The organism is Methanomassiliicoccales archaeon, from assembly GCA_029907465.1.
Classification (GTDB): Archaea; Thermoplasmatota; Thermoplasmata; order Methanomassiliicoccales; family JACIVX01; genus JACIVX01.
This window is the reverse complement of sequence record JARYLV010000003.1, coordinates 38067-61442: the sequence shown is the minus strand read 5'-3', so window position 1 is coordinate 61442 and position 23376 is coordinate 38067. Positions and strand designations below refer to the sequence as shown.

20 protein-coding genes are annotated in these 23376 nt (G+C 46.9%); 14 read left to right on the top strand and 6 right to left on the bottom strand.

Annotated elements, in window-relative coordinates:
* The first annotated feature begins 277 nt into the window (after window positions 1-277).
* The 5 genes from QHH00_01890 (at window position 278) to QHH00_01870 (ending at window position 4784) form a co-directional block, all read left to right on the top strand.
* Window positions 278-1069 carry a VIT1/CCC1 family protein gene (locus QHH00_01890; protein ID MDH7508134.1) on the top strand — a complete coding sequence of 264 codons (792 nt, stop codon included), beginning with the start codon at window positions 278-280 and terminating at the stop codon, window positions 1067-1069.
* 163 nt (window positions 1070-1232) lie between these two features.
* Window positions 1233-2021 (top strand): hypothetical protein, encoded by a 789-nt coding sequence (locus QHH00_01885; protein ID MDH7508133.1) that lies wholly within the window; start codon window positions 1233-1235, stop codon window positions 2019-2021.
* Between the two features lie 132 nt (window positions 2022-2153).
* Entirely contained in the window at window positions 2154-3791 is a 1638-nt protein-coding gene (gene thsB / locus QHH00_01880; protein MDH7508132.1) for a thermosome subunit beta, read from the top strand.
* A gap of 202 nt (window positions 3792-3993) precedes the next feature.
* Window positions 3994-4479 carry a DNA-binding protein gene (locus tag QHH00_01875; GenBank protein ID MDH7508131.1) on the top strand — a complete coding sequence of 162 codons (486 nt, stop codon included), beginning with the start codon at window positions 3994-3996 and terminating at the stop codon, window positions 4477-4479.
* A gap of 179 nt (window positions 4480-4658) precedes the next feature.
* Window positions 4659-4784: a hypothetical protein gene (locus QHH00_01870; GenBank protein ID MDH7508130.1), complete on the top strand. Its 126-nt coding sequence runs from the start codon at window positions 4659-4661 to the stop codon at window positions 4782-4784.
* 115 nt (window positions 4785-4899) lie between these two features.
* On the opposite strand, the gene ppcA is transcribed toward QHH00_01870, so the two are convergent.
* Entirely contained in the window at window positions 4900-6372 is a 1473-nt protein-coding gene (ppcA, locus tag QHH00_01865) for a phosphoenolpyruvate carboxylase (GenBank protein ID MDH7508129.1), read from the bottom strand.
* Between the two features lie 251 nt (window positions 6373-6623).
* On the opposite strand from ppcA, the gene QHH00_01860 reads away from it, so the two are divergent.
* The 5 genes from QHH00_01860 (at window position 6624) to QHH00_01840 (ending at window position 13957) form a co-directional block, all read left to right on the top strand.
* On the top strand, window positions 6624-9002 hold the full coding sequence (locus tag QHH00_01860) for an ATP-binding protein (GenBank protein MDH7508128.1): 2379 nt from the start codon (window positions 6624-6626) through the stop codon (window positions 9000-9002).
* Window positions 9003-9212: 210 nt separating this feature from the next.
* Window positions 9213-10031, top strand: coding sequence for an aspartate dehydrogenase (locus tag QHH00_01855; GenBank protein ID MDH7508127.1), 819 nt, complete (start codon window positions 9213-9215; stop codon window positions 10029-10031).
* A gap of 95 nt (window positions 10032-10126) precedes the next feature.
* Window positions 10127-11215 (top strand): Xaa-Pro peptidase family protein, encoded by a 1089-nt coding sequence (locus QHH00_01850; GenBank protein MDH7508126.1) that lies wholly within the window; start codon window positions 10127-10129, stop codon window positions 11213-11215.
* Window positions 11216-12592: a TldD/PmbA family protein gene (locus QHH00_01845; GenBank protein MDH7508125.1), complete on the top strand. Its 1377-nt coding sequence runs from the start codon at window positions 11216-11218 to the stop codon at window positions 12590-12592.
* Window positions 12593-13957, top strand: a complete 1365-nt coding sequence (locus tag QHH00_01840) for a TldD/PmbA family protein (GenBank protein ID MDH7508124.1) — start codon at window positions 12593-12595, stop codon at window positions 13955-13957.
* Window positions 13958-13979: 22 nt separating this feature from the next.
* Here QHH00_01840 and QHH00_01835 read toward each other — a convergent pair whose 3' ends face one another.
* The 4 genes from QHH00_01835 to ilvB all read right to left on the bottom strand — a co-directional run bounded on the left by QHH00_01835 (window position 13980) and on the right by ilvB (window position 17485).
* Complete coding sequence (locus tag QHH00_01835) at window positions 13980-14351, bottom strand: cyclophilin-like fold protein (GenBank protein MDH7508123.1); 372 nt, start codon at window positions 14349-14351, stop codon at window positions 13980-13982.
* A gap of 97 nt (window positions 14352-14448) precedes the next feature.
* Window positions 14449-15447 carry a ketol-acid reductoisomerase gene (ilvC, locus tag QHH00_01830; protein MDH7508122.1) on the bottom strand — a complete coding sequence of 333 codons (999 nt, stop codon included), beginning with the start codon at window positions 15445-15447 and terminating at the stop codon, window positions 14449-14451.
* Window positions 15448-15524: 77 nt separating this feature from the next.
* Window positions 15525-15827 (bottom strand): hypothetical protein, encoded by a 303-nt coding sequence (locus tag QHH00_01825; protein MDH7508121.1) that lies wholly within the window; start codon window positions 15825-15827, stop codon window positions 15525-15527.
* On the bottom strand, window positions 15815-17485 hold the full coding sequence (gene ilvB, locus QHH00_01820; GenBank protein ID MDH7508120.1) for a biosynthetic-type acetolactate synthase large subunit: 1671 nt from the start codon (window positions 17483-17485) through the stop codon (window positions 15815-15817). The genes QHH00_01825 and ilvB overlap by 13 nt, the downstream gene beginning before the upstream one ends.
* Window positions 17486-17794: 309 nt before the next feature.
* Here ilvB and QHH00_01815 point away from each other — a divergent pair, with 309 nt between their 5' ends.
* From QHH00_01815 to QHH00_01800, 4 genes are all read left to right on the top strand, one after another.
* Window positions 17795-18787, top strand: coding sequence for a histone deacetylase (locus tag QHH00_01815; GenBank protein ID MDH7508119.1), 993 nt, complete (start codon window positions 17795-17797; stop codon window positions 18785-18787).
* Between the two features lie 118 nt (window positions 18788-18905).
* On the top strand, window positions 18906-19922 hold the full coding sequence (locus QHH00_01810) for a type II glyceraldehyde-3-phosphate dehydrogenase (GenBank protein ID MDH7508118.1): 1017 nt from the start codon (window positions 18906-18908) through the stop codon (window positions 19920-19922).
* A 58-nt stretch (window positions 19923-19980) separates the two neighbouring features.
* Entirely contained in the window at window positions 19981-20994 is a 1014-nt protein-coding gene (gene gap, locus QHH00_01805) for a type I glyceraldehyde-3-phosphate dehydrogenase (protein MDH7508117.1), read from the top strand.
* A gap of 9 nt (window positions 20995-21003) precedes the next feature.
* Window positions 21004-22230, top strand: coding sequence for a phosphoglycerate kinase (locus QHH00_01800; GenBank protein MDH7508116.1), 1227 nt, complete (start codon window positions 21004-21006; stop codon window positions 22228-22230).
* Here QHH00_01800 and QHH00_01795 read toward each other — a convergent pair.
* Window positions 22225-23376: an aminotransferase class I/II-fold pyridoxal phosphate-dependent enzyme gene (locus QHH00_01795; protein ID MDH7508115.1), complete on the bottom strand. Its 1152-nt coding sequence runs from the start codon at window positions 23374-23376 to the stop codon at window positions 22225-22227. The genes QHH00_01800 and QHH00_01795 overlap by 6 nt on opposite strands.

Sequence of the window (23376 nt, the reverse complement as noted above, 5' to 3'; positions counted from 1 at the left end):
TGCGTCCCAATTGTTCTCACTCGTGTGAATATTTAGCATCCAGCATACCGAAGATCAGGTCAAAATGAAAAAGAATTCTTGATAGCCGTCTCTTGATTGATTAGGAAATCGTGTTGAATGAATATTCTTGAAATCGCAACGAATCAGCGGAATTTGTTGCCAATACTAAAATATGTCGGCATCCAAATATGAGGTTGTGATGAGTGCCAATGGCGATTTGAAAGAGATTCTTGCATATCAAAAGAATGAAATTACGCTATCTCGGTTCTACGCTCGTTTGGCTAATATTATCAGAGGAAAAGAAAATAAGGAAATTTTACGCAAGATTTCTAATGATGAATTGGCTCACTATGAGTTCTGGAAAAAGAAGTCTGGACGTGATGTTAAGCCGGATAGAATAAGAATTCTCTTTTATCTTTTGCTTTCAAGGTTGTTTGGCATCATTTTCGCGATCAAGTTGATGGAACAGCACGAGGCTCGAGCCCAGAAAGTATATGGTACTCTTACTAAGGACTACTCTGGAGTCGAACGGCTCGTTGAAGACGAGGTGTCCCATGAGGAAGAATTGATTGGTCTGATCGACGAGAAGAGACTTCATTATACTGGATCCATTGTGCGGGGAATGAATGATGGCATCGTTGAAATAACTGGTGAAGTAGCGGGTCTCTCTTTCGTTTTCAATGAAAGTCTTATAATCGGCATCGTAGCACTGATCACAGGTTCCGTCAGCTCATTGAGCCTGGCCAGTTCTGAATACCTGGCGGCGATTTGGGAGAAAGGGCATCAGACGCCTATCGGTTCCGCTGCGTATACCGTTGTCGCATACATGCTCACGATACTCATATTGATATGGCCACTTCTGATAGGAATCCCGCCGATCAGTGCGCTTGCGATCATTATTGTCAATGCTGTTATCCTCATCTTTATTTTCAACTACCACCTCTGTGTCGCTAAGGATTTGAAGCTCGGTAGGCGCTTTGGGCAGATGCTTCTAGTGAGTCTTGGTATCGCACTAATTTCCTTCGTTCTTGGATATGTAATCAAACACCTTCTCCATTTGGAGGTCTAGAGCAGAAGATCTTACTGGGGATCCGCAAGCAGATAGGAGTCTACCCTTTTCGTTTAACCCATTTTCTTGGATCATATATATTTCAAATCTTCTGAATTTTTTGTGACCACGAAAAAATTTTGTAGTGTTAAATTAAGATTATAATGTAAGTGGAGATGAATGGATGACGCCTGCCGAAATCGCAAAGGATAGGGAAGATGTGAAGAAGAAGGATATTACCCTTATTTCGTCTGTCCAGACGACATGGTCGAGAAGAAAGGTTCTTGACGTGCTGGAAAGTATTGATTGGAAATCGATTTTTTTACCGCTCCCTCGAGCGTGGGAAGATGCGATTGCAGCGCTAAGGGAGGGATTTGAATTCCAGTATGTCATCGAGGAGATGGAGAGCTCAGGTATTATCCATTTGCCGGAGGATAGACAGATCGTGGCGTCCTGGGAACCTTTGATTAAAGGGATCTCTCATGCTCCTCCCGAAAGAAAAGTTAGGTGTTACAGGGACATCGCTTCCTTCGATTCTGAAAGACAGATTGCAATGGAGTACGTGATATTGGCACTCCGCGCAAGATCTGGAAGAATCGAGATCTCTAAATGGAAGGAGCTGTTGTGCGAGGAAATAGACCTGGCTCGAAAGGAGTCGGAGTCAGATGCAAGGAGATTGAAGTCTGAATTAACCGGTCATTCGGTTTGTGTCGATTCTTCTGGGGACCTCGAAGAGATGCTGAGGTCCGAGGGGATAGAGGTGAAAAGGGTTATTGTCGACTCGCCAGTGCTCCCCCTTGATGTTCTTAGATCGGAAATGAGATGGCATATGAAGCAGGGACGTGAGATGCCAGATGATGCGATTTCAATGAGAATCAAGGAACATCTTGAATTCCTCGATTTATTGATTAAGAGCCGTACTTTCGACGACGCCTATGCTGAATGGAAAACCATTTATCGGCGCCAGAATTAAATCTGCTGGCTCAAGTACAACGACAGATGGGCCATTAAACGAAATTTTTATATAGAAGAACAAACACATAAGGGGTAACGACATTCGGGCATCTTTCGAAAGCAATTCCCTAAGGAGGTGGGTTTAATGGGAATGGCTGGAACACCGATACTTATATTGAAAGAGGGTACCAAGAGAGAAAGAGGTCGTGATGCTCAGTACAATAACATTATGGCCGCAAGGGCCGTTGCGGATGCTGTGAGAAGTTCCCTGGGTCCGAGAGGAATGGACAAGATGCTGGTTGACAGCATGGGGGACGTCGTCATTACAAATGATGGTGTGACAATTCTCAAGGAGATGGACGTCCAGCACCCAGCTGCAAAAATGCTAGTTGAAGTCTCGAAGGCCCAGGACGAGGAGTGTGGCGATGGCACGACAACGGCTGCGGTTCTTGCCGGTGAGCTTCTGAAGAAAGCCTTGGACCTGATCGATGCTGATGTCCATCCGACGATCATTGCGCAGGGTTACAGGATGGCCGCACAGAAAGCCACGGAGATTCTCGATTCACTTGCCATCCCAGTGAGGCCTGATGATAAGGATACTTTGAAGAAGATCGCAATGACCGCGATGATCAGTAAAGCCGTTTCGGCCTCGAGAGAACACCTTGCAAATCTCGCAGTCGAGGCAGTTGCAACGGTCGCAGAGCGGCGCGACGGCAAGTGGATTGTCGATTTGAAGGACAATGTTCAGATCGTTAAGAAACAGGGCGGTTCGATGGAGGACACAGAGATTATCAAGGGAATAATCGTCGACAAGGAGCCTGTACATCCTGCTATGCCAAGAAAGATCGAAAAGGCAAAGATCGCGCTCGTCAACGGAGCGATGGAGATCAAAAAGACAGAGGTCGAGGCAAAGATTCAGATCAGTGATCCTTCTCAGATGCAGGCATTCCTTGCCGAAGAAGAAAACATGCTAAAGAAGATGGTCGAATACGTCAAGAAAGCCGGTGCAAACGTGCTGTTCTGTCAGAAAGGGATTGATGACCTGGCTCAGCACTTCCTTGCAAAGGAGAAGATCTTCGCGGTCCGAAGGGTGAAAGAGTCGGACATGGAAAAGTTGGCGAAAGCGACTGGCGCGAACATTGTTAACAAGTTCAGTGAGCTAGAACCCTCCGATCTCGGTACCGCTGATCTCGTAGAAGTCAGAAAGATCCAGGAGGACGAGATGACCTTCGTCACGGGCTGCAAGAACCCGAAGGCTGTCTCGATTCTCATTCGCGGTGGGACCGAGCACGTCGTCGATGAGATGGAGCGGTCACTCGATGACGCGCTGAATGTCGTCGCGGTTGCGATTGAAGACGGCAAGATGATCACTGGCGGCGGGTCTACAGCCGTCGAGCTCGCAATGAAACTGAGGGAATACGCGGCCACCGTGAGCGGTAGAGAGCAGATTGCGATCGATGCGTTCGCGGCAGCGCTCGAGGTCATCCCGACCGCACTCGCTGAAAACGCCGGCCTGGATCCCATCGACATACTGATCGAGCTTAGAAAAGCTCACAAGAGTGGCGAGAAGCACGCGGGTGTCAATGTCTTCACAGGCAAAATAACTGACATGCTCAAGGAAAACGTCATCGAACCCTTGCGTGTTGGGAGACAAGCGATCAACTCTGCGACCGATGCCGCGGTCATGATCCTGAGGATCGATGACGTCATCGCTGCGAAGGGTGAGACCAAATCAGGTACAGCTGGTAAAGGAAAAGAGGGTGGCGGCGAGGAGGACCTCGGTGACTGAGAACTGAAATAACCCTCTCTTTTTTTAATTATTTTGCGTGCTTTATTGAAAAGACAACACAGAAAGTCTTCAGTTTTTTATGATAAGTCTACAATACAATATACTACTCTGTTTCACGAATCTTCCCAAATGTTCATTTAGGAATGCATATGTTTTAGCTCTCAATTCGGCTATTATTGGATCGGGTATGGGGTTGAATTTTATGAAATATTGCGAAGCGAAGCAGGGGCGTATCTTCGTTATCCGACTCGAAGACGGCGAGATCGTTCACAAGTCATTGGAAAAATTTGCTATGGAACACGGCATTTCTTCTGCATTTATCATCCTCGTCGGAGGGGCGCAACGCGGGAATATTGTAGTGGGCCCCTCTGATTCCGATACCCAGTCAATCGTCCCGATGTTGTTACCCTTTTCAAATGTGCATGAAGTGCTCGGCATTGGAACCATCTTTCTTAATGAAAGCGGTTATCCAATATCGCACATACATGGTGCCCTGGGGAGAAATAATGACGCAGTTGTTGGTTGCCTAAGAAAGGGTGTTGAGACATGGAAAGTGATCGAGGTCATTTTGATCGAGTTGAAAGAAGCGGACGCGATCAGGAAGAAGGATCAGAATACTGGTTTTGAACTACTCGACCCTGGGAAAACTTGTTCTTATAATAATAAAGACTCGCACCTACAGGACTAGGACCTACTTGAGGGCTTGCCAGAGATACCGATCACCCTATTGTTCCATATTGATCTCTTATTTTTATAATCCAAAGGTTGGTAATCAGGGGGGGGTAAGCCAAGAAATTGGACTTTATCCTCAACAAGAATCACTCCTATAGCAAGCACTGGCCCGGTTAAGAACGAAGGACTGTTTCAATGATTTCATTTAGGATCTCGATCTTGCGCGTTCATCATGACGTCTCGGTCATCGGGATGTTGGAGAATGTGCGTGTTGAATTCCTTTGCCAGTTATATTGGTCAGTCAAAATTGATGAATACTGAAAATTCCCCTTTGGTTTAACTAAAATAATCGATAATATCTATCAGGTGTAGATCCATGAGCAGGAGACCACCTTTCATCGTTTCTATCGTTTCGTTCTCTTGATTCTGTGGCCATTCAACCAAGGAATCCGCGAAGATGGGCAGCGCGTACTAGAATCTCGCTCATATCTTTTCCCGATCGATGTCTCAAGATATCCACCATTTCACGCGTGAGTTTTCGATGGGTTTCATCAATTTCATAGTCAAGATCAAGTCTATCGATAGCCTTCTTCAAATCCGCGTGCACGAGACCGAGTGAATCAGGGTTGAGATAGCGCAAAGCATCTCTCATACTATCATCAAAATGAACGAAGACTTCGCGGATGAATTCTAGATCTCTGTCGTCAAGAGCGTTAAGACCGAGCACTTCTGGAGGTAGCCCTATCGAGTATAGTGCTGAGGTAAATGTGATCGCTCTCGGGAGTTTCACACCCCCTATACTGCGGGAATAACCGAAAAGTCCGATGTGGAGCTTCCTTTTTCTCCTACTCGGTACGAATTTTGCCATTTCGTTGATCAACATCGCTAGCTGTGTGACCTGATTCCTATATTCTTTCGAGTATTTCTCGACGATTTCAAGGCATTTCTTTTCGTCAACTTCGTGAGCCTTGTTGGGTTTCCTCTCTTTGATCTTTTCAATCGCGTTTTTGACCTTTTCAGGTGGATTATCGTATTTGAACGATGATTGTACTGTAAATGTATGCACGGAAGGATATTCGTCCATTACTCTCTCCACTGTTTCAGGTCTGAATCCCCCCCTGAAAGGAACGGAGCCGATACCAATAATTGGATAGAGTCGGACAGTGCTCTCCTCCTCAAGACGTTGCAGTCTAAATAGAGCCACTTTGTTGATGAGCACCGCACTGATAAATCCATAGTTCATTGCTGGGTCTGACCTCGCCAGGAAGACCCTCTGGTGAAGAATTTCCTTATCTTCGAGGTATTCGCGTGTGATTTTGTGTGCATTCAGCATGTGGTCAAGTTCCTCAAAGAGCGGAATAACGTTAATCCGTTCGGGTTCGAACCTTCCAATCCACTCAGCAATTGTGATATCGCCTTTCTTGAATGCCTTTACCTGTTTTCCAACAACAAAATCCCTATAGTAGCGATATACCCTGTCCAAGCATTTCGCAGATGCCGTCATCGGCAAAATGACTTCAAAAATCGGCGGGATGTCATCGCCATAAAAAAGTTTTGCCGTGTCGAACGATCTGGGTATGCTTTCTAGGGTTTCCAGCAATATTTTTGCTTCTTCTTTTTCTACAGTCGGATTCGGCACCCGCGGAGTGATGAAAACATCTTTTCCAATTCTGTGATCCTTGAAGTAAAGATCATATTTCGTTAGTAATTTCTTCACGACGAAATTATCGACTTCTTTTCCCTCACAATCCCACATCTGCTCATCGCATCCAAGATGTGAGAAAACGTAATAGGCTTCCTGGATTTCGTCCTCCCCTCCCAACTCCGCGCTCTCCGCGAAGAATGGGACGTTAACGTTGTCGGGATGCTGAGTGCTCATACATCTTGGAATCTTCATGCCCGTTTGCATTCCCTTCCCCTTACCATGGTATATTAAATAAACCTTGCCCTCTTTCTTCGGAGCTTGTCAACATATTCGGGTTAATTTTGCGAAAAAAAGGGTATTTTGCAATAAATTTGGCGGCATTTCGTATGCTTATTGTTCACATCGTTGAATCATGGTATAATTTCAACGCTTTTCGTTATTAGCTTGATCATAGCAATTCTTTAGTATGAGCACCTCCAATAATAAATAAAAATCATTGATGGACACTTGAGACAATGCCAAGTGAATTATCTTTTGACCAATGCAGAAATGTTTGTCCAGAAATATTTTTTGAATGTGAATCCTCGGCTGATCTCACTCCTCTTGTTGGGATTATTGGTCAGGAACGGGCAGTTAAAGCGCTTCAATTCGGGCTCAATATCGAGAACAAAGGCTTCAATATTTATGTTTCTGGGATCCCTGGAACGGGTAGGCGCACCGCAATCGTTGATTTTGTCAAAGAGGTCGCGAGATCGAGACCTGTTCCGAATGATTGGTGCTACGTCAACAATTTTAAAGATCCAACAAGACCGAAAGCGATAGGTCTCCCGCCAGGCAAGGGGAGCAAATTCAAGAAGGAAATGGAAAAATTCGTTGCTGGAATCACAACTGCATTAAAATCAGCATTTGAGAGTGATGATTATATTAACAAGCGGACAGTCTTGCTTAGATCGATCGAGGAAGAGAGAAGTGAGCTTAGCAAATCTGTCAATAAAATCGCGGAAGAGGGCGGGTTCGTAATACAACAGTCTCAGATTGGGTTAATATTGATTCCAGTTGTCGATGGGAGGCCGATCACCGATGAAGAATTCCTTCATCTGCCACCTGCGATGCAGCAAAGAATACAGAAAAAAAGGGAGGTAGTTCAGAACAAGATTTTCGCCGTCTTCAGGTCTCTAAGAGACTTGGAGAGACGAGCAGAAGAGATTGTTAGCGATTTAAACAAGCAGGTAGCGAATTTTGCTATGGAGCCCTTTCTTACGTCATTTCGTGAGGAATTTGGTGACTCAAAGGACGTGCTTGAATTCTTGGAGGAAGTGCAGGAGAACATAATCGAAAATCTCCCCGTTATTCTTCAGGGCCAGCAGAAAGAAGCTCAAATTCCTTTTCTCACGCCACCGGCAGACCCTATGAAGAATTACGCCGTCAATCTCATTGTCGACAATTCAAATCTTCAAGGCGCACCCGTGGTGATTGAGCTCAATCCTTCATATGGCCGTTTGTTCGGCGTCACGGAAAAAGAGGCCAAATTTGGCGCTCTTGTAACTGATTTTACGATGATCCGTGGTGGCGCTGCGCACAAGGCAAATGGCGGATTTCTCGTGTTACCGGTTGAGGAGCTCCTGAGGGACCCTCTTATTTGGGAGAGTCTTAAACAATCATTGGCAAATGAAGTTCTCGAAATCGAAGAGCCTGCTGTGAAATTTGGCTATGTGGTCACAAAAACTCTTAGGCCAGGACCGATCCCCTTTAGGACAAAAGTCATTCTCATAGGCAATCCGATATTCTACGATTTGCTCTATTCTTTGGACAAAGATTTCCGGGAACTTTTCAAGGTAAAGGCAGATTTCGATACGACCATGGAGAGAAATGACGAGAATACTAGAAAGTATGCGTCGTTCATATGCACTCTCTGCGAAAAGGAACACCTCCTACACCTCAATCCAAGTGGACTTGCGGCTATTGTTGAATACGGCTCGAGACTAGCAGAGGATCAGAACAAGTTATCGACTCGATTTTCTGAAATATCAGATGTGATCCGAGAGGCGAACTACTATGCACGCCAGGACAATGCAAGACTGATCGGCAAAGAACATGTTGATAAGGCCCTCGAGGAAAGGGTCTATCGCTCAAACATGATTCAGGAAAAGATACGCGAGGCCATTATGAAAGGTCTCCTCTTGATAGACACTGATGGTGAAAGGGTCGGACAGGTGAATGGTCTTGCGGTGATGTCTGTTGGGGACTATACATTTGGCAGACCGAGCAAAATCACAGCAAGCATTGGTGTCGGTCGTGAAGGCATTGTTGATATTGAAAGAGAAGCGCAAATGGGCGGGCCAACGCACACGAAAGGCGTGATGATACTGGGCGGTTATCTCAATGATCGATACGCACGTGAGAAACCTCTAAGTCTCACCGCAAAGATTGTTTTTGAACAGAGTTACAGTGGAGTTGATGGTGACAGTGCATCGAGCACCGAGCTTTATGCTATTCTTTCAGCTCTTTCAGGAAAACCGATTAAACAGTACCTTGCTGTCACAGGATCAGTCAACCAGAAAGGAGAGGTCCAAGCGATTGGTGGCGTCAATGAGAAAATTGAGGGATTCTTCGAAGTGTGCAGGTTCAAAGGTCTCACTGGGAAGCAGGGTGTTGTGATACCTCAAAGCAATGTTCAGAATCTCATGCTGAAGGAAGAAGTTGTCAAGGCCGTAAAGGAAGGCAAGTTCCACATTTATCCAGTCAAAACAATTGACGAGGGCATAGAAATCCTGACGGGTGTCAAGGCTGGTCAAAGAATGCCAGATGGAACTTTCGAAAAGGGGTCGATCAACGACCTAGTGCAGAAACGACTATCGGAAATGGCTGACAGGATCAAAGAATATCGATTGTAGAAATGGCGTGGTAACCCGGCTACAATGTTGAATTAGACCTTTTTCTACTGCATTGGTCATTTACTGATCGAGTTATAATATGCCGTGAGACTCGTTTTGTAATAGAATTGGAATTCGATAATTTTCTCCGAATTTCCAGGAGGTCTTTCCTTCGCCGGTTTCGTTTGTGCAATAAAATTATATCGGAGCTGCGTATAGGTAGCGACTCGCATGCGGCTCCTCATCATCGGGTGTGGATCGATCGGCACTACATTGGCAAAAGCCGTTGACGAGATGTCTGAGGTCGATACAATCTACATCACAGACAAGAGTAAGGTCTGTGCCGCCCATTTGGTTGAAAGATTACATAAAGTCAAATATGTCGACAATAGCAACGAAAGTCTTTCTGCTATTGTCAACGATCTCGATTTAGTTGTTGAAGCTGCAAGCCAGGAAGCAGCAAGGGACTTTGTCCCCTTTTTCCTTGAGAAAGGTGTTGACGTAATGATGATGAGCGTGGGTGCCCTTGTAGACGATGAATTTAGAGAAAGATGTTTCAGACTCTCGAAGGAAAAGGGAAGCCGTATTTTTGTCCCCTCAGGAGCGATAACTGGCACTGACGGTCTCCGATCAGCTTCTGCAGGTCAAATCGACGAAGTGACACTGATAACTACAAAAGGAGCTAAGAGTCTCCGCTCAATTGAATACTTTAGAAAAAGAGGAATCGATATCGACAAGATCAAGGAACCGACGGTCGTTTTTGAGGGCTCAGCACGCGAGGCTGCTCAGATTTTTCCGAGGAATATGAATGTCGCCGCGACAGTGAGCTTATTGGGTATAGGATTTGACAGAACCAGAGTGAAAATCGTGTGCGATCCCAACGGGGATAGGAACACGCACACTTTGATTGTCAGAGGCCCGTTTGGTGAGATTACCTCAACGACAAGCAACATACCATTCCCACAAAATCCATCAACAAGTTATCTTGCTGCGCTTTCCGCGATTGCAGCCCTAAAACGAATTATCAGCAATGTTTGGATCGGTGTGTGAAACACTTTTTCCTGGCGCTCCAGACTGCACAGAAAAAGTCAATTCGTAGGAATAGTTATAAGCGATTATGTGACTTCTCATCCCCGAGTGGTCCCATGAATGGAAGGGTGAAGCGCGTTTTTGCGAATCTTGTCGAAGAAGTCGACGCGATTTTGCTCATCAATGATGCTGAACCAAATATCGATCAGTCATTTTTTTATGTGACAGGACTTGAATCAGGACTTTTTGAAGGTTGCTTTGTAATATTATGGCCAGATGGCGGTTTGGATCTTTTTTCGTCGAAGCTGGAAGAGACCAGTGCGAGATCAGTTCTCGATAACGTGAGAGTATTTAATAAGGGGGCTGACAGGGAACAGATGTTGAAGGATTCTCTCCGAGGCGTCAAACGACTGGGAATTAATGGTGCAGCGATCACGTTGAGGAACTTTCGCGAAATTAAGAAAGCCGTGCCAGGGATTGAAGAAGTCGATGTTTGGAAAGCGATTGAGAAAGCCCGTTTGGTGAAAGATAGCAATGAGGTTGAAAGGATTAGGAAAGCATGCAAGATCGTTTCTGTTGTTGCAGAAGAGATCCCACATTTTCTAACAGAAGGAATAACAGAATACGAAGCCGCTGCTGAGATCGCATATCGGATGCAGAAGAAAGGGGCAACTTCACCGTCGTTCGATCCCAATGCCTCTTTTGGAGCAAATTCAGCTGAACCTCATCATGTACCCACGGATAAAAAACTGTCAAGAGGCGAATGCGCTCTCTTTGATTTTGGCGCAAAGTACCGGCGCTATTGCTCTGACATCACTCGCACTTTCTTTTTTGGTAAGCCGCATCCGGATCTTGAAGAAATGTACTCAATCGTGCTTGAGGCCCAGGATGCTGCGATCAGGATGATGCGTGCAGGTGCTAGGGCAAAGGACATCGACGCCTGTGCTAGAGATATCATAGACGCGACTCGATTCAAGGGAAGATTCATTCACTCGATTGGCCATGCGATAGGTCTCTCTGTTCATGATGGGGGTAGAATCGCGGCCGAGGACGGTTTCGTTCTGGAAGAGAACATGGTCCTTACGGTCGAGCCAGGCATATATGTTCCTGGCATTGGAGGGATCAGGATCGAAGATGATGTGCTCGTTACGGCAAGTGGATGCGAATTGTTAACGACCGCTCCGAAAGAATTGATGGTGATCTGAATGGAGGATATCCTGAGCGAAGCCGTCGATCGCATGTTACGAGAAGGTGCGGAGTTTTGCGATACCCGATTTCAAACTATACATTCGTGTCAGATCAGGATTGTTGACGGAGGGATTAGAGCACTTAATGAGGAAAGGATTGGAGGACTGTGCTTCAGGGCGAGGATCGGAGGATCATGGGGGTACGCCTCTACTGTCGCCCTTGACAGATCTTCCACCATTGCTTCATGTATTAATGCTGTGAAGAATGCAAAATTAGGTGGTTCGGCTGGACAAAAAATTATGGAAATGCCATCACTCGAGAGGAAGATCAGAGCGGATCTCAGGATACATCCTATCGATGTACCGATCGATGAAAAAATTAAGGTGGTAAAGGAGCTCGAATCGTCTCAACGAGTCGATAAACGCATCGTCAATACGAATGCGAATTATAGAGACGAGGTGAGAACGAATTTTTTAATGAATTCTTTCGGCGCCCAGATCAAATGGGAGGAGGTTAGAGTCCGTCTCATCGCTTACTCAGTTGCTTCTGAGGCTGGCCGACAAGAGATCTACTACGAAAGCGTGGACGGAACAGGAGGGTTTGAAATCGCGAAAAGTAGCGATCTCGAGTCGATTGGTAGAAAGTGCGGTGAGGAAGCCATTAGAATGCTCGAAGCGAAAAAGCCGCCATCTGGTTATTTGACATGTATCTCTGATCCTCAGATAACTGGCCTTCTCGCTCATGAAGTGATCGGTCACGCAGCGGAAGCCGATGAGGTCGTCAAGAGGAGATCTTTCCTGACAAAAGCCGTCGGAGAAATAGTTGCGAGCGAAGCTGTCACCTTGGTGGATGATGGGACGATCAAAGGCGCCTATGGATCAATACCTGTGGACGATGAAGGCGTGCCGAGCTCGAGGACACTGATTATTGATAGAGGGATTTATCGAGGGTATATGCACAATCTTGAAACCGCTTCTCAAATGGGTGCGAGACCTACTGGGAACGGTCGTGCTCAAGATTTCAGCAAGCGAATCTGGGCCCGAATGACGAATACGTATATCGAAGGTGGGGACTGGACTCTTGAGGAAATGATCGAGGACATCGATTATGGTGTGCTCGCGGAGAAAATGATCAGCGGTATGGAAGATCCTGTCGGAGGAGGTTTCGAGGCAAAGACACTCCGCGGATATCTCATTGAGAAGGGTGAAATCCGGGACTTACTGAGATCGTTTACATTGACTGGAAATGCTTTACAGATACTCAAAACGATGGACGCCGTTGGCACAGAGGTTCAGCTGGATGGTGGTACGTGTGGTAAAGGGACGGAGGATTTTGTCCCCGTCTCATCCGGAGGGCCTTATTGTAGATCCAGGCTTATCGTTGGAGGCGGTTAATTGAATCTCGAGAGGATTGTCGAAATTGCGAGCAGAACCGCAAGGGGGGAAATTGGAGTAAATCAGTTCGAAATATTCGGAACAGAGGCAAAAATCCTGAGTGTCTACGTTGACGACGGATCGATCAAGAGTGTAGAGGAGAAGTTCGATCGGGGGATAGCTGTCAGAATTGCGAAGGGAAAGAGGATAGGCCAATCCGCATCAACATGTGATGGAATCAAAGATGCAGAGAGGTGCGTTCGCCTCGCTAGTGATTTGGCGACAGTTTCTCCCGAGGACAGAAATTTCGAACAGTTCTCTGCTGGAGGGCAGGCAGTTTTTTCTCCAAAGGTCTATGATGAACAAATCGAATTGGCAACTCCTAGAGAACTAGCAGGGATCGCAAGTTCCATTGTGGGTTGCTGTACTGAGAAGGGAAAGGTCGAGGTGCCCCTCGGTTTACTGAGGATCTCTACAATCGAACTGAGGATCGTGAACTCAAATGGTGTCGACGCTTCTCACAAGAGTACGATGCTTTATCTAAGATTTACCGCCAAGGCAAATGACAAAGCTCCTGGAGAAGGCATCGAAGAATTTTATTCAACGCATTTGAGCGACGTTGATCCCTTTTCGATCGGAAAATCTCTCAAAGAAGGAGCTAAGGCGTCTGCCCGGGCGGTGCCTTTTAAAGGGCGATTTATTGGGGAAACGGTGTTGACCCCCGCCAACTTCGCAGAAATGCTCCTAACATCTGTCGGTCATGCGATTGATGGTGAGAATGTTCACAGGAAAAGAAGCGCGTGGGCAAACAAGATTAACGACGCAGTGGCGTCCTCGCAGGTCACAATTGTTGACGATCCAAGTGACGGAAAAGGAATTCTCTCGGCACCGTTTGATGATGAAGGTACACCAACATCGAAAAAAACGATTGTCGAGAAAGGAATTCTCAAGCAATTCATTTATGACTTTTATACTGCAACACTAGAAGGCGTCAAGTCTTCAGGCAACGGGATGAGGAGAAATCCCACGGACGCTCATGGCATTTACAGGACACCTGTGTCGATCAGTCCTATCAACCTTGTCCTAGTGCCAGGGAATAAGAGTAGAGAATCTCTCATTTCTTCGGTCGATGATGGCATACTGATCGAACGGGTCGCGGCTCCAGAAGTTAATCCGATCAATGGCGCATTTGCAATGGAAGTGAGATGCGCGTCCGTTATCAAGCAGGGGGAGATCATCCAGAGGATCAATCATGCGCTACTTGTTGGTAATATGTTTGAAGCACTGCGTAAAATTGGGGACATCGCCAATGATTCAACCGTAGTCAAGTCATGCATTGTCCCAACAGTGAGTATTGAGTCCCTGGAACTAATCGGCGGAAAATAGATCTTTAACAATTTTTTGATGATTAGGCCCGGTCGAGTGTGACCTTCATCCGGTCACCAACTCTTCTCAGATTCTTTGGATCCCCTAATACCCTACCAACTGGTGTGACGGGCGAAATCGCAACTGGAGAGTCGTCGCTGCTTATGGGTGTCGGTCCATAAAAGAGGCAGAGGGCGTTTCCATCAGGCCAGTACGCAACCTCGCCGATTTCCATTACCTTCTTGCCGCGCTCCAGTTTCATTTTTACTGGAATCTCAAAGTAAATCTCTTCACCCCATATATTTGTGTAGGCATCGAAAGGAAGGGCGTTCCAGATAGCTTCAGCCGTATTCGTATCGTTTAACTCAATAAGGAATTCATCGTGTGGCGTGGTCATTCTCACCCGTCTCGTCACTTTATCACCGACCGTTATAAAGTTACGGATTAAATATTATTTATTACGACCAAAAAATAAGGAAAGGGGATTGTTTCTAAGAAATGTGGCAAAAAAATCAATCGTTTGTTTTCTTCATTTCAAAGAGTGATCTGATTTCTCTGCCAACAACCTCGATCAGCCTTTCCGACTCTTGTTTCTCCAACTCTTTCATTCTCTTGAGACCGTTCTTCCAGTCAGCAATCCATTCTTTGGAAAACTCGCCAGAGAGAATCTTATCGAGCATCCTGTCCATCGCCTTTCTCGTCTCCTCGGTAATAATGTAATCTCTCTGCGTGAGTCCACCGAATTCGGCCGTGTTGCTGACGTTCTTCCACATGTGTACGAGTCCACCTGCTTGGATTAGATCCACGATGAGTTTTAGCTCGTGAAGGCATTCGAAATACGCCAGTTCTGGCTGATACCCTCTTTTCACAAGTGTATCGAAACCAGCGAGAATCAGCGCAGTGACGCCGCCGCAAAGAACCGCCTGCTCTCCGAAGAGATCAGAAGTGACCTCTTCATGGAATGTAGTCTCGATGACGCCTGCTCTTGTCGACCCAATGCCCTTCGCGAGCGCAAGAACGATCTCCTTCGCGTGCCCAGTGTAGTCCTGCTCTACTGCGATGAGTGCAGGTACGCCAAATCCCTCTAGGAAGACCTCTCGCTCTCTCTTACCAGGTGACTTTGGCGCGACCATGATGACATCAACATTTTTCGGCGGTTTGACCTGGCCGTAAACAACGGTAAACCCATGCGCAAAATCGAGTGCACAACCTTCCTTCAGGTTCGGGAGCACATATTTGTTGTAAACTTCTTCCTGAACTTCATCTGGAAGGAGCATCATAACAACATCCGCGTTCTTGACAGCGTCCGGAATCTCGGCGACGGCAACGCCATCCTTTTTAGCTTGCTCCCAGGAATTCCCACCTTTTCTCACACCTACGACTACATTTAACCCGCTGTCTTTTAGGCATAGGGCTTGGGCTCTACCCTGGCTGCCGTAGCCAAGGACAGCGATTTTCTTGCCCTTCAGTACATTTAGATCCGCATCTTTATCGTGATAGATTTTCGCCATACACATCTCACCTATCCAATTTGATTTGCGACCTTAAAGTATGTCAAATATAAACAAGATTCGCTTCAACTTTCTCGTTAATTATCTTTGCGAAGTGATGCCACGAATGCCGTTTGGCAATTCTCCTCAGGCGAAAGCTCTAGGCGACAAATGCACTTTTCCTTTAGGTACTCGACGGAAATGACGTCCTGAAGGTTCCGGAGTGAGTGAAGCAGTTTCCCGTTGAGAGAAGAATTCCTGATTTCGAAGACCATTTCGACCTTACCATCGCTCCTTTCGACGAATGCTCTGTTCACTTCGACCTTTCTTCGCACGAGCTCTGAGAGAACCTTAGGAAGGACTCCCTGAGTATTCTCGCCAATAATTCTTATGACCTCCATTTGCAGCGCCCCCTCACAAGATCCTTACCGCCACCAGGCGGAATCATCGGAAGAACATCTTCTTCTGGATCGACGTGGATGTCGACGATGAATGGCACATCAGATCTCAAACCTCGTTCCAGTGCTTCCCTCAATTCTGATGGCTTCTCCACTACGACACCATCAGCTCCGAAGGCCTGGGCAAGTTTCACAAAATCGGGATTATTCCTTAACTCTGTGCCACTATAACGCTTCCCCCAAAACAGCTTCTGCCACTGCTTGACCATCCCGAGCCACCCGTTGTTCATGAGGCAGACCATGACGGGAAGATTCTCGCAGACCGCTGTCGCGAACTCTTGGAAAACCATCTGCAAACTCCCATCACCTGCGATGTCGATAACGGGCCTATTTGGAAAGGCGACCTTAACTCCCAGAGCAGCAGGGAATCCAAATCCCATTGTCCCAAATCCACCGGATGTTATGAATTGTCGCGGATGTCTCACTTTGAGGAAGTGTGCGGCCCACATTTGGTTCTGTCCAACCTCTGTAGTAACAATCGCGTCGTCTGGCAAAATCTTGTTGAGCTCATGAATGACTTTCTGTGGCTTGATCGGGTTGCCACCAAGATCGATACAGCATTCGCACTCCTCTCGTAGTGCTTTTATACGAAGAGACCAGGGCGTTTCCTCTCTGGAGGCATTGAGCCGATCGATTACTGTCCTCAGTATCTTTTTTGCATCGCCAATCAGTTTAACTCTCGTATGCATGCCCTTTCCAACTTCGCCAGCGTCAATATCGATATGAATGATTTTAACTTTATCAGAAAGGATGCTCTGATTGCCTGCGCTCCTGTCAGAAAATCGTGTGCCGATGGCGAGGAGGACGTCGCAATCAAGGAATGCCCTTCTAGCAGCTTCTCGACCGTGCATGCCTATGACGCCGAGGCAGAGAGGGTGGTTCTCCGGAACCGCCCCTTTGCCCATGATCGTCGTCACAATCGGTGCCATGAGAGTCTCTGCGAGTTCAAGCACCTCAGGAGAAGCATTAGCCCAAATGACACCTCCGCCCACAAGCAACAGTGGTCTCTCGGCCTCATGCAACATCCTAAGCGCTTCAGGGAGATCGGATAGATCCTCTAACGGCTTTGCCACATGAAACTCTCTTTCGAGTAATTCATCCGGTACGTCACCGCGCATCACATCAACAGGCAAATCAACGTGTACCGGACCATATCGCCCCGTTGTTGCGATCTTGAACCCCCGTTTGATCGCCTCGGGGATGTCTTTTGGATCGAGAACTCTGAAGTTGTGTTTGGTGATCGGCATCATTAGGCTGAAGGAATCAGCCTCCTGAAAAGCATCATTACCAATAAGGTGGGTGGCTACTTGACCTGTGATCACAAGCATCGGGGAGGAATCGACAAACGCTGTGGCTACGCCTGTCATGAGATTCGTCACGCCCGGTCCCGAAGTTGAGGTGCATACGCCAGGTCTTCCTGTTGCTCTTGCGTATCCGTCGGCCATATGTGCCGCGCATTGCTCGTGACGGACTAGCACGTGACGTATTTTTGAATCCAGGAGGTCATCGTACAGGGGAATTGTGGTGCCTCCCGGTAATCCAAACATGACCTCGACGCCGTGTCGTTCAAGTAATTCTAAAACTGCCTTTGATCCTCTCAAAAGCTACCCTCCATACTCCAACAATGGGTGAGGACATCCTTCAACGAGGATGCCTCTAACTAATTATGATCACCACTGCGCTAATACGAGAAATCACCGAAATATCAAAGCGCGTGGTCATTCTAAACACAGTCAACCTTTATCTCAGGCCGAGTATTTAACGCTTGCTAGTGATTCACACAATGATGCGGTGTAATGGATTCGAGAAAGTTCAAGGATGCTCTTTACCCGTTTATTTGTTCTTGAGGCAATCTAACCACACGCAGTCAAGAGAGTGTTTTTAATGGATAATTCTCTTATACTGTCTAGATGACGATCGTCTTTCACGAAAGATATCTTGATCATTTTCAATATAGTGGCCATCCTGAATGTCCAGACAGACTTGTTTTTGCAGTAAGGAAGATGTTGGATACAAGCGTGTGGAAGGATGTCATCAGACCCGAACCAGCCTCCGACACAGACCTTCTGCTTGTCCATACGAAAGACCATATCGAAAGAATTAAAACGGCGAAAGAAGGATTTCTCGATCCAGATACTTATATCCGTAAGGAAACATATGAGATTGCCCTGCTTGCTGCAGGAGGTGCGATTGCCGCTGCAAGGATTGCCTACGATTCCTGTCGACCAGCTCTTGCCTTGGTAAGGCCGCCTGGACATCATGCGGGGAAGGACTTCTGTGGGGGATTCTGTTACTTCAATAATATAGCGATCGCGGCCAGAAAACTCTCCCTCGATAGAATCGCGATCGTTGACATCGATGTGCACCACGGAAATGGTACCGAAGATATTTTCTTTGACGATGACAAGGTACTTTTCATCTCAACTCACCAGTATGGGATTTATCCTGGCACTGGTGCCGCTGAAGATGTCGGCACAGGGACAGGTGAAGGGTATACAATCAACATTCCATTGAGAAGTGGCGTCGGAGACGAAACCTATCTTTTCGCGTTTGATAGGATTATCAAGCCCGTAATCGAACAGTACGATCCTGAATGCCTGCTCGTCAGTATCGGAATTGATGCCCATTATGCCGACCCAATTGCTTCGCTGAGGCTATCAACGATTGGTTACCTCGAACTTTGTCGCAAATTGATCGATATATCTCCTGATCGTAAGATTGCATTCATTCTCGAGGGAGGTTATGATCTTGAGGCAACAGCGGAGGTACTCGCAGGCCTCGGTGGTTTAATTTGTAATAAAGAGATTCCTATGAATAGAGAACAGCCCAAGAATGTCGAGACGATCAACAGAGAATCTGTCGAGAGGGTCATTAACATTCAGAGAAAGTACTGGGATCTTTAAGTTGTACTAAATTGCTAGAACCGCGCAGATTCAAATATTGCGATTTAGATTCCGAAAACGGGAGATCGTATCAGAATATTGGTCCCCAGCAGTTTCAAGAACGGCGAGGAAGAGAAACATGAAGGTGAAAGTTGGCATCAATGGTTATGGAACAATCGGCAAGAGAATAGCCTTCGCCATTGCCAAACAGGACGACATGGAAGTCGTGGGTGTTACAAAAACGAAACCGAGCTATGAGGCACGGCTTGCGATCAAGGAAGGAATCCCCTTATATGCCGCCAGACCCGAGCATATTGAAGCATTTGAGAAAGATGGCATAAAGGTCGCGGGGACTCTAGAAGACCTTCTCTCAAAGGTGGATATCATCGTTGACGCGACACCAGGCGATGTCGGTGCCGTCTACAAGCCGATGTATGAAAAAGCTGGTGTTAAGGCAATTTTCCAAGGCGGTGAGAAGCACGGTGTTGCTGGTATTTCATTCAATTCCTTCGCAAATTATCACGAAGCCTGGGGTGCGCGCTTCGTTCGCGTCGTCAGCTGCAATACCACTGGTCTAATACGGACACTTTACCCGATCGACAAGGTCTTTGGCATTGAAAGAGCATTCGCCGCCCTCATACGAAGAGGCGCGGATCCCGCAGATCGCAAAGGAGCAGCTCTCAATGCAATCGAACCTACTCTGAAACTGCCAACGCATCACGGACCAGACGTACAGACCATTATGCCTTGGCTTAATATCCAGACAATGGCGGTAGTGACGCCGACAACACAAATGCATGTCCATTGCCTCGCCGTCGACCTGAAGAAAAAAGCAAAAGACGAAGATATCCTGTCGGTTTGGGACAAGGTTCCTAGAATTAAATTTGTGAGCGGCAAACACGGGATTAAATCATCCGCGCAGATCATGGAACTAGCTAGGGATCTCAATCGGCCCCGTGGAGATTTCATGGAGATCATCGTTTGGGAAGACGGGGTCAAAGTGGTTAACAGCACGCTTTACTACTATCAAGCGGTGCACCAAGAAAGCGATGTGATACCAGAAAATATTGACTGCATCAGAGCCATGATGAAGCTCGAAAAAGATCCATTGAGATCAATCAGGAAAACTGATAAGACCCTTGGTATAGGCAAATGAATAAGCTAATCAATAAGGGGCAACCCTTTTTACCCTTTTACCTCCCTTTTATTTGCGTATGACGATTAGAGTCGCTATAAATGGTTTCGGCAGAATTGGTCGGTCATTCTTCAGATGTGCTATCCAGCGAGAGAATTATCTCAGGGATTTTGAAATTGTTGCGGTGAATGATCTTGCCGATGCTAAGACACTTGCGTATTTATTGAAATACGACAGCGTGCATGGGATGCTTGATGCAGTAATTCGGCCAAGTGGTGGCAATCTAGTAATCAATGACCAAATCGTCAAGTTCACTTCTGAAAAAGACCCTTCGAAACTACCATGGGCGCGTGAGGAGGTCGATGTTGTTATTGAATCGACAGGTTTCTTTACAGACAGGAAAATGTGCAAACTCCATCTAGATGCTGGTGCAAGGAAAGTTCTTATCACCGCACCAGCAACCAATCCGGATATTACTGTCGTTCTCGGTGCAAATTTGGAGGATTATGATAAAGGCGAACATCACATCATTTCAATGGCATCATGCACAACGAACAGTGTTGCACTCCCTGCAAAAGTCTTGAACGACAACTTTGGAATAGTCTCTGGCCTCATGACGACGGTTCACGCTTACACAAGTGATCAGAGGCTACTGGACTTCCCGCATACTGATCTGAGAAGGGCGAGGGCAGCCCCGCTTTCTATCGTCCCCACAACAACTGGTGCTGCTAGAGCTGTCTCTCAAGTCTTGCCAGAGCTCGAAGGAAAACTCAACGGCGTTGCTCTTCGGGTGCCCGTCCCCGACGGTTCAATTACGGATCTTACTGTCATGGTCATGGAAAGTGTTGATAGAGACACGGTGAACGAGGCGTTGCGAACGGCTGCCGAAGGTTCCATGAAGGGTCTACTAGGGTATTCTGAGGAACCGATCGTCTCCGTCGATGTTGTAGGTGATCCCCGCTCATCAGTTGTCGACGCTCCAAGTACGATGGTTGTGAAGGAAAAAGGTAATTTAGTCAAGGTGCTATGCTGGTACGACAATGAATGGGGATACTCAAGTCGACTTGTCGATTTCCTTTCGTATATCCTCTGAGGTATGGCTATGAAAGAGTACAACACTCTCGATGACTTCGATGTAAGGCACAAGACTGTGTTGCTTAGGGTCGACATCAACTGCCCGCTTAAGAGAGATACGCTAGAGATCGAGGACGACAACCGCATCAGACAGATTGTTCCGACGGTGGGAGAGTTGCTGAGTAAGCATGCCAAAGTGGTCATACTGGCTCATCAGGGGCGACCTGGTGACTGGGACTTTGCCCCCCTCGATAAACATGCTGCTGTCCTCAGCAAACATCTCGGCAAAGAGGTCCGTTATGTAGACGATCTCATCGGCGAGAAGGCGATTAAGGCGATTAGAGAACTCCAGCCAGGTGAAGCGATCATTTTGAAGAACGTGAGAGAATTGCCGTATGAACAGGAAAAAAAATCGCAGGAGGAGCACTCAAAATCAGAACTTGTGAGTGTCCTCGCGCCGCTCGTAGATCTTTACGTTAACGATGCGTTTGCCGCATCTCACAGGGCTCATTGTTCGCTCGTTGGTTTCCCAGCGGTTCTCCCGTCTGCGGCAGGACGATTAATGGAAAAGGAACTTTCTGCACTGAAGAAATTATTCGAGAATCCCATGAAGCCATCTGTCTTCGTGCTTGGTGGGGCAAAAGTGTCCGATATTGTCCCCGTCGTCACTCGACTGGTTAGCAAAAAGATTGCGACTATGGTTATCCTCGTCGGTCTATCTGCGAATGCTTTCTTAAAAGCAAGAGGAGTCGATCTTGGGGAGGTAAATGATGCCCCCCTTTCTAGTAACTTGACTCAGGAAGATCTTGAAGCGGCGAAGAAACTCCTAGAGGAAAAGGGCGAGTATATCCTACTGCCTCACGATGTTGCAATTGAGGTCGACGGTAGACGTAGAGAACTATTTGTCGGAGACCTCCCATCGGAATACCCAATACGGGATATTGGGAGAGCATCGATCGAGAAGTTTGTCAAGGTGATTTACAATGCAAAGACCGTCTTCATGTCAGGACCTGCTGGCATGATCGAAAAAAAAGAATTCTTGATCGGGACGAAGGAACTTCTGACAGCGATGGCCGCATCACATGCTTACACGGTCATCGGAGGTGGACATACGGTGGGGGTTGCTGAATCTCTGAAACTCGTCGATCGGCTTTCTTATGTGAGCACAGGTGGGGGAGCACTCGAGACATTTCTAATGGGGAAACCGCTTCCAGCTGTCGAAGCGCTAAAAGCAGCTGTGAACAGGAAACTATAAAACCCGTTCCATCCGTTCAAGCGCTTCTTTTATGCGACTTACTGGTTGTGTGAGAGCAACACGAACATATCCTTCGCCGTATTCACCAAATCCGACTCCCGGGGTTACGACGACCCCCACGTCTAGAAGCTTTTTCGAAAACTCCATCGATTTTCCTTCGACTGGGAACCAGAGATAAAAGGTTCCGAGCGGTGGCTCCACGTTGAATCCCAGTTTCCGAAGACCTGTGACGAATGCATCCCTCCTGCCCCTGTAGATCTCACAATTCTTCTCAACAGAGGCTGGTCTTCCGATACACTCGTACTCTTTCAGGGCTTTGATCGCCGCCTTTTGGATGAATTTTGGAACGCCAGAGTCGACTTGGGATTTCACTTTTTTCAAGCCAGCGATAAGATCCTCGCTACCGACAGCGTATCCGATCCGGTACCCCGTCATATTGAAGGTCTTCGAAAACGATCCAAATTCAATGCAATCTCTTCCAAATTCCAAAATGCTTGGTGCGGTGTAGCCATCGAAGGTGATCTCCGAGTAAGCGTTATCATAGCAGATGATCGTCCCCGTATCTCTCCCCCATTCCACGATCCTTTTCAAAAACTCTTTTGTAGCGACAGCACCGGTTGGATTGTTGGGATAGTTGATAAAAAGCATTTTTCCGTTTCTAGGCAGACTCTCAATATCAACAAGAAAGTTATTCTCAGCGAGCAACGGGATTCTCATGGGAATGCCCTCTGAGAGTAGGGTACCTCCTTGAGCGTAGACTGGATATGCGGGGTCAGGAACGAGCACCACATCACCGGGGTTAACAAATGCTCTACAGATATTCACGAGGCCCTCTTTGCTTCCCATCGTGATGACGACTTCTTTCTCAGGATCGACATCGACGCCGAACCTCCTCATGTACCACTCAGCAACGGCTCTCCTTGTCTCAATTTCACCAGCACTCGTTGAATACTGATGATTGACGGGATCCCGCGCCTGTCTGATCATCTCTTCCACAATCTCATTTGGTGTCGGAATATCTGGGTCTCCAATTCCAAAGTCGATGATGTCAACTCCTTCGGCTTTCTTCGCTCTGACCTTTGCTTCGATATCAGCGAACAAATACGGAGGAATCTTTTTCAGTCTTTCTGCAACCTCATGTGCCAT

Coding starts and splice junctions, on each gene's coding strand:
- QHH00_01885 (MDH7508133.1), top strand. CDS start 1,233: ATGACGCCTGCCGAAATCGCAAAGGATAGGGAAGATGTGAAGAAGAAG.
- thsB (MDH7508132.1), top strand. CDS start 2,154: ATGGCTGGAACACCGATACTTATATTGAAAGAGGGTACCAAGAGAGAA.
- QHH00_01875 (MDH7508131.1), top strand. CDS start 3,994: ATGAAATATTGCGAAGCGAAGCAGGGGCGTATCTTCGTTATCCGACTC.
- QHH00_01870 (MDH7508130.1), top strand. CDS start 4,659: ATGATTTCATTTAGGATCTCGATCTTGCGCGTTCATCATGACGTCTCG.
- ppcA (MDH7508129.1), bottom strand. CDS start 6,372: ATGCAAACGGGCATGAAGATTCCAAGATGTATGAGCACTCAGCATCCC.
- QHH00_01860 (MDH7508128.1), top strand. CDS start 6,624: ATGCCAAGTGAATTATCTTTTGACCAATGCAGAAATGTTTGTCCAGAA.
- QHH00_01855 (MDH7508127.1), top strand. CDS start 9,213: ATGCGGCTCCTCATCATCGGGTGTGGATCGATCGGCACTACATTGGCA.
- QHH00_01850 (MDH7508126.1), top strand. CDS start 10,127: ATGAATGGAAGGGTGAAGCGCGTTTTTGCGAATCTTGTCGAAGAAGTC.
- QHH00_01845 (MDH7508125.1), top strand. CDS start 11,216: ATGGAGGATATCCTGAGCGAAGCCGTCGATCGCATGTTACGAGAAGGT.
- ilvC (MDH7508122.1), bottom strand. CDS start 15,447: ATGGCGAAAATCTATCACGATAAAGATGCGGATCTAAATGTACTGAAG.
- QHH00_01825 (MDH7508121.1), bottom strand. CDS start 15,827: ATGGAGGTCATAAGAATTATTGGCGAGAATACTCAGGGAGTCCTTCCT.
- QHH00_01815 (MDH7508119.1), top strand. CDS start 17,795: ATGACGATCGTCTTTCACGAAAGATATCTTGATCATTTTCAATATAGT.
- QHH00_01810 (MDH7508118.1), top strand. CDS start 18,906: ATGAAGGTGAAAGTTGGCATCAATGGTTATGGAACAATCGGCAAGAGA.
- gap (MDH7508117.1), top strand. CDS start 19,981: ATGACGATTAGAGTCGCTATAAATGGTTTCGGCAGAATTGGTCGGTCA.
- QHH00_01800 (MDH7508116.1), top strand. CDS start 21,004: ATGAAAGAGTACAACACTCTCGATGACTTCGATGTAAGGCACAAGACT.
- QHH00_01795 (MDH7508115.1), bottom strand. CDS start 23,376: ATGGCACATGAGGTTGCAGAAAGACTGAAAAAGATTCCTCCGTATTTG.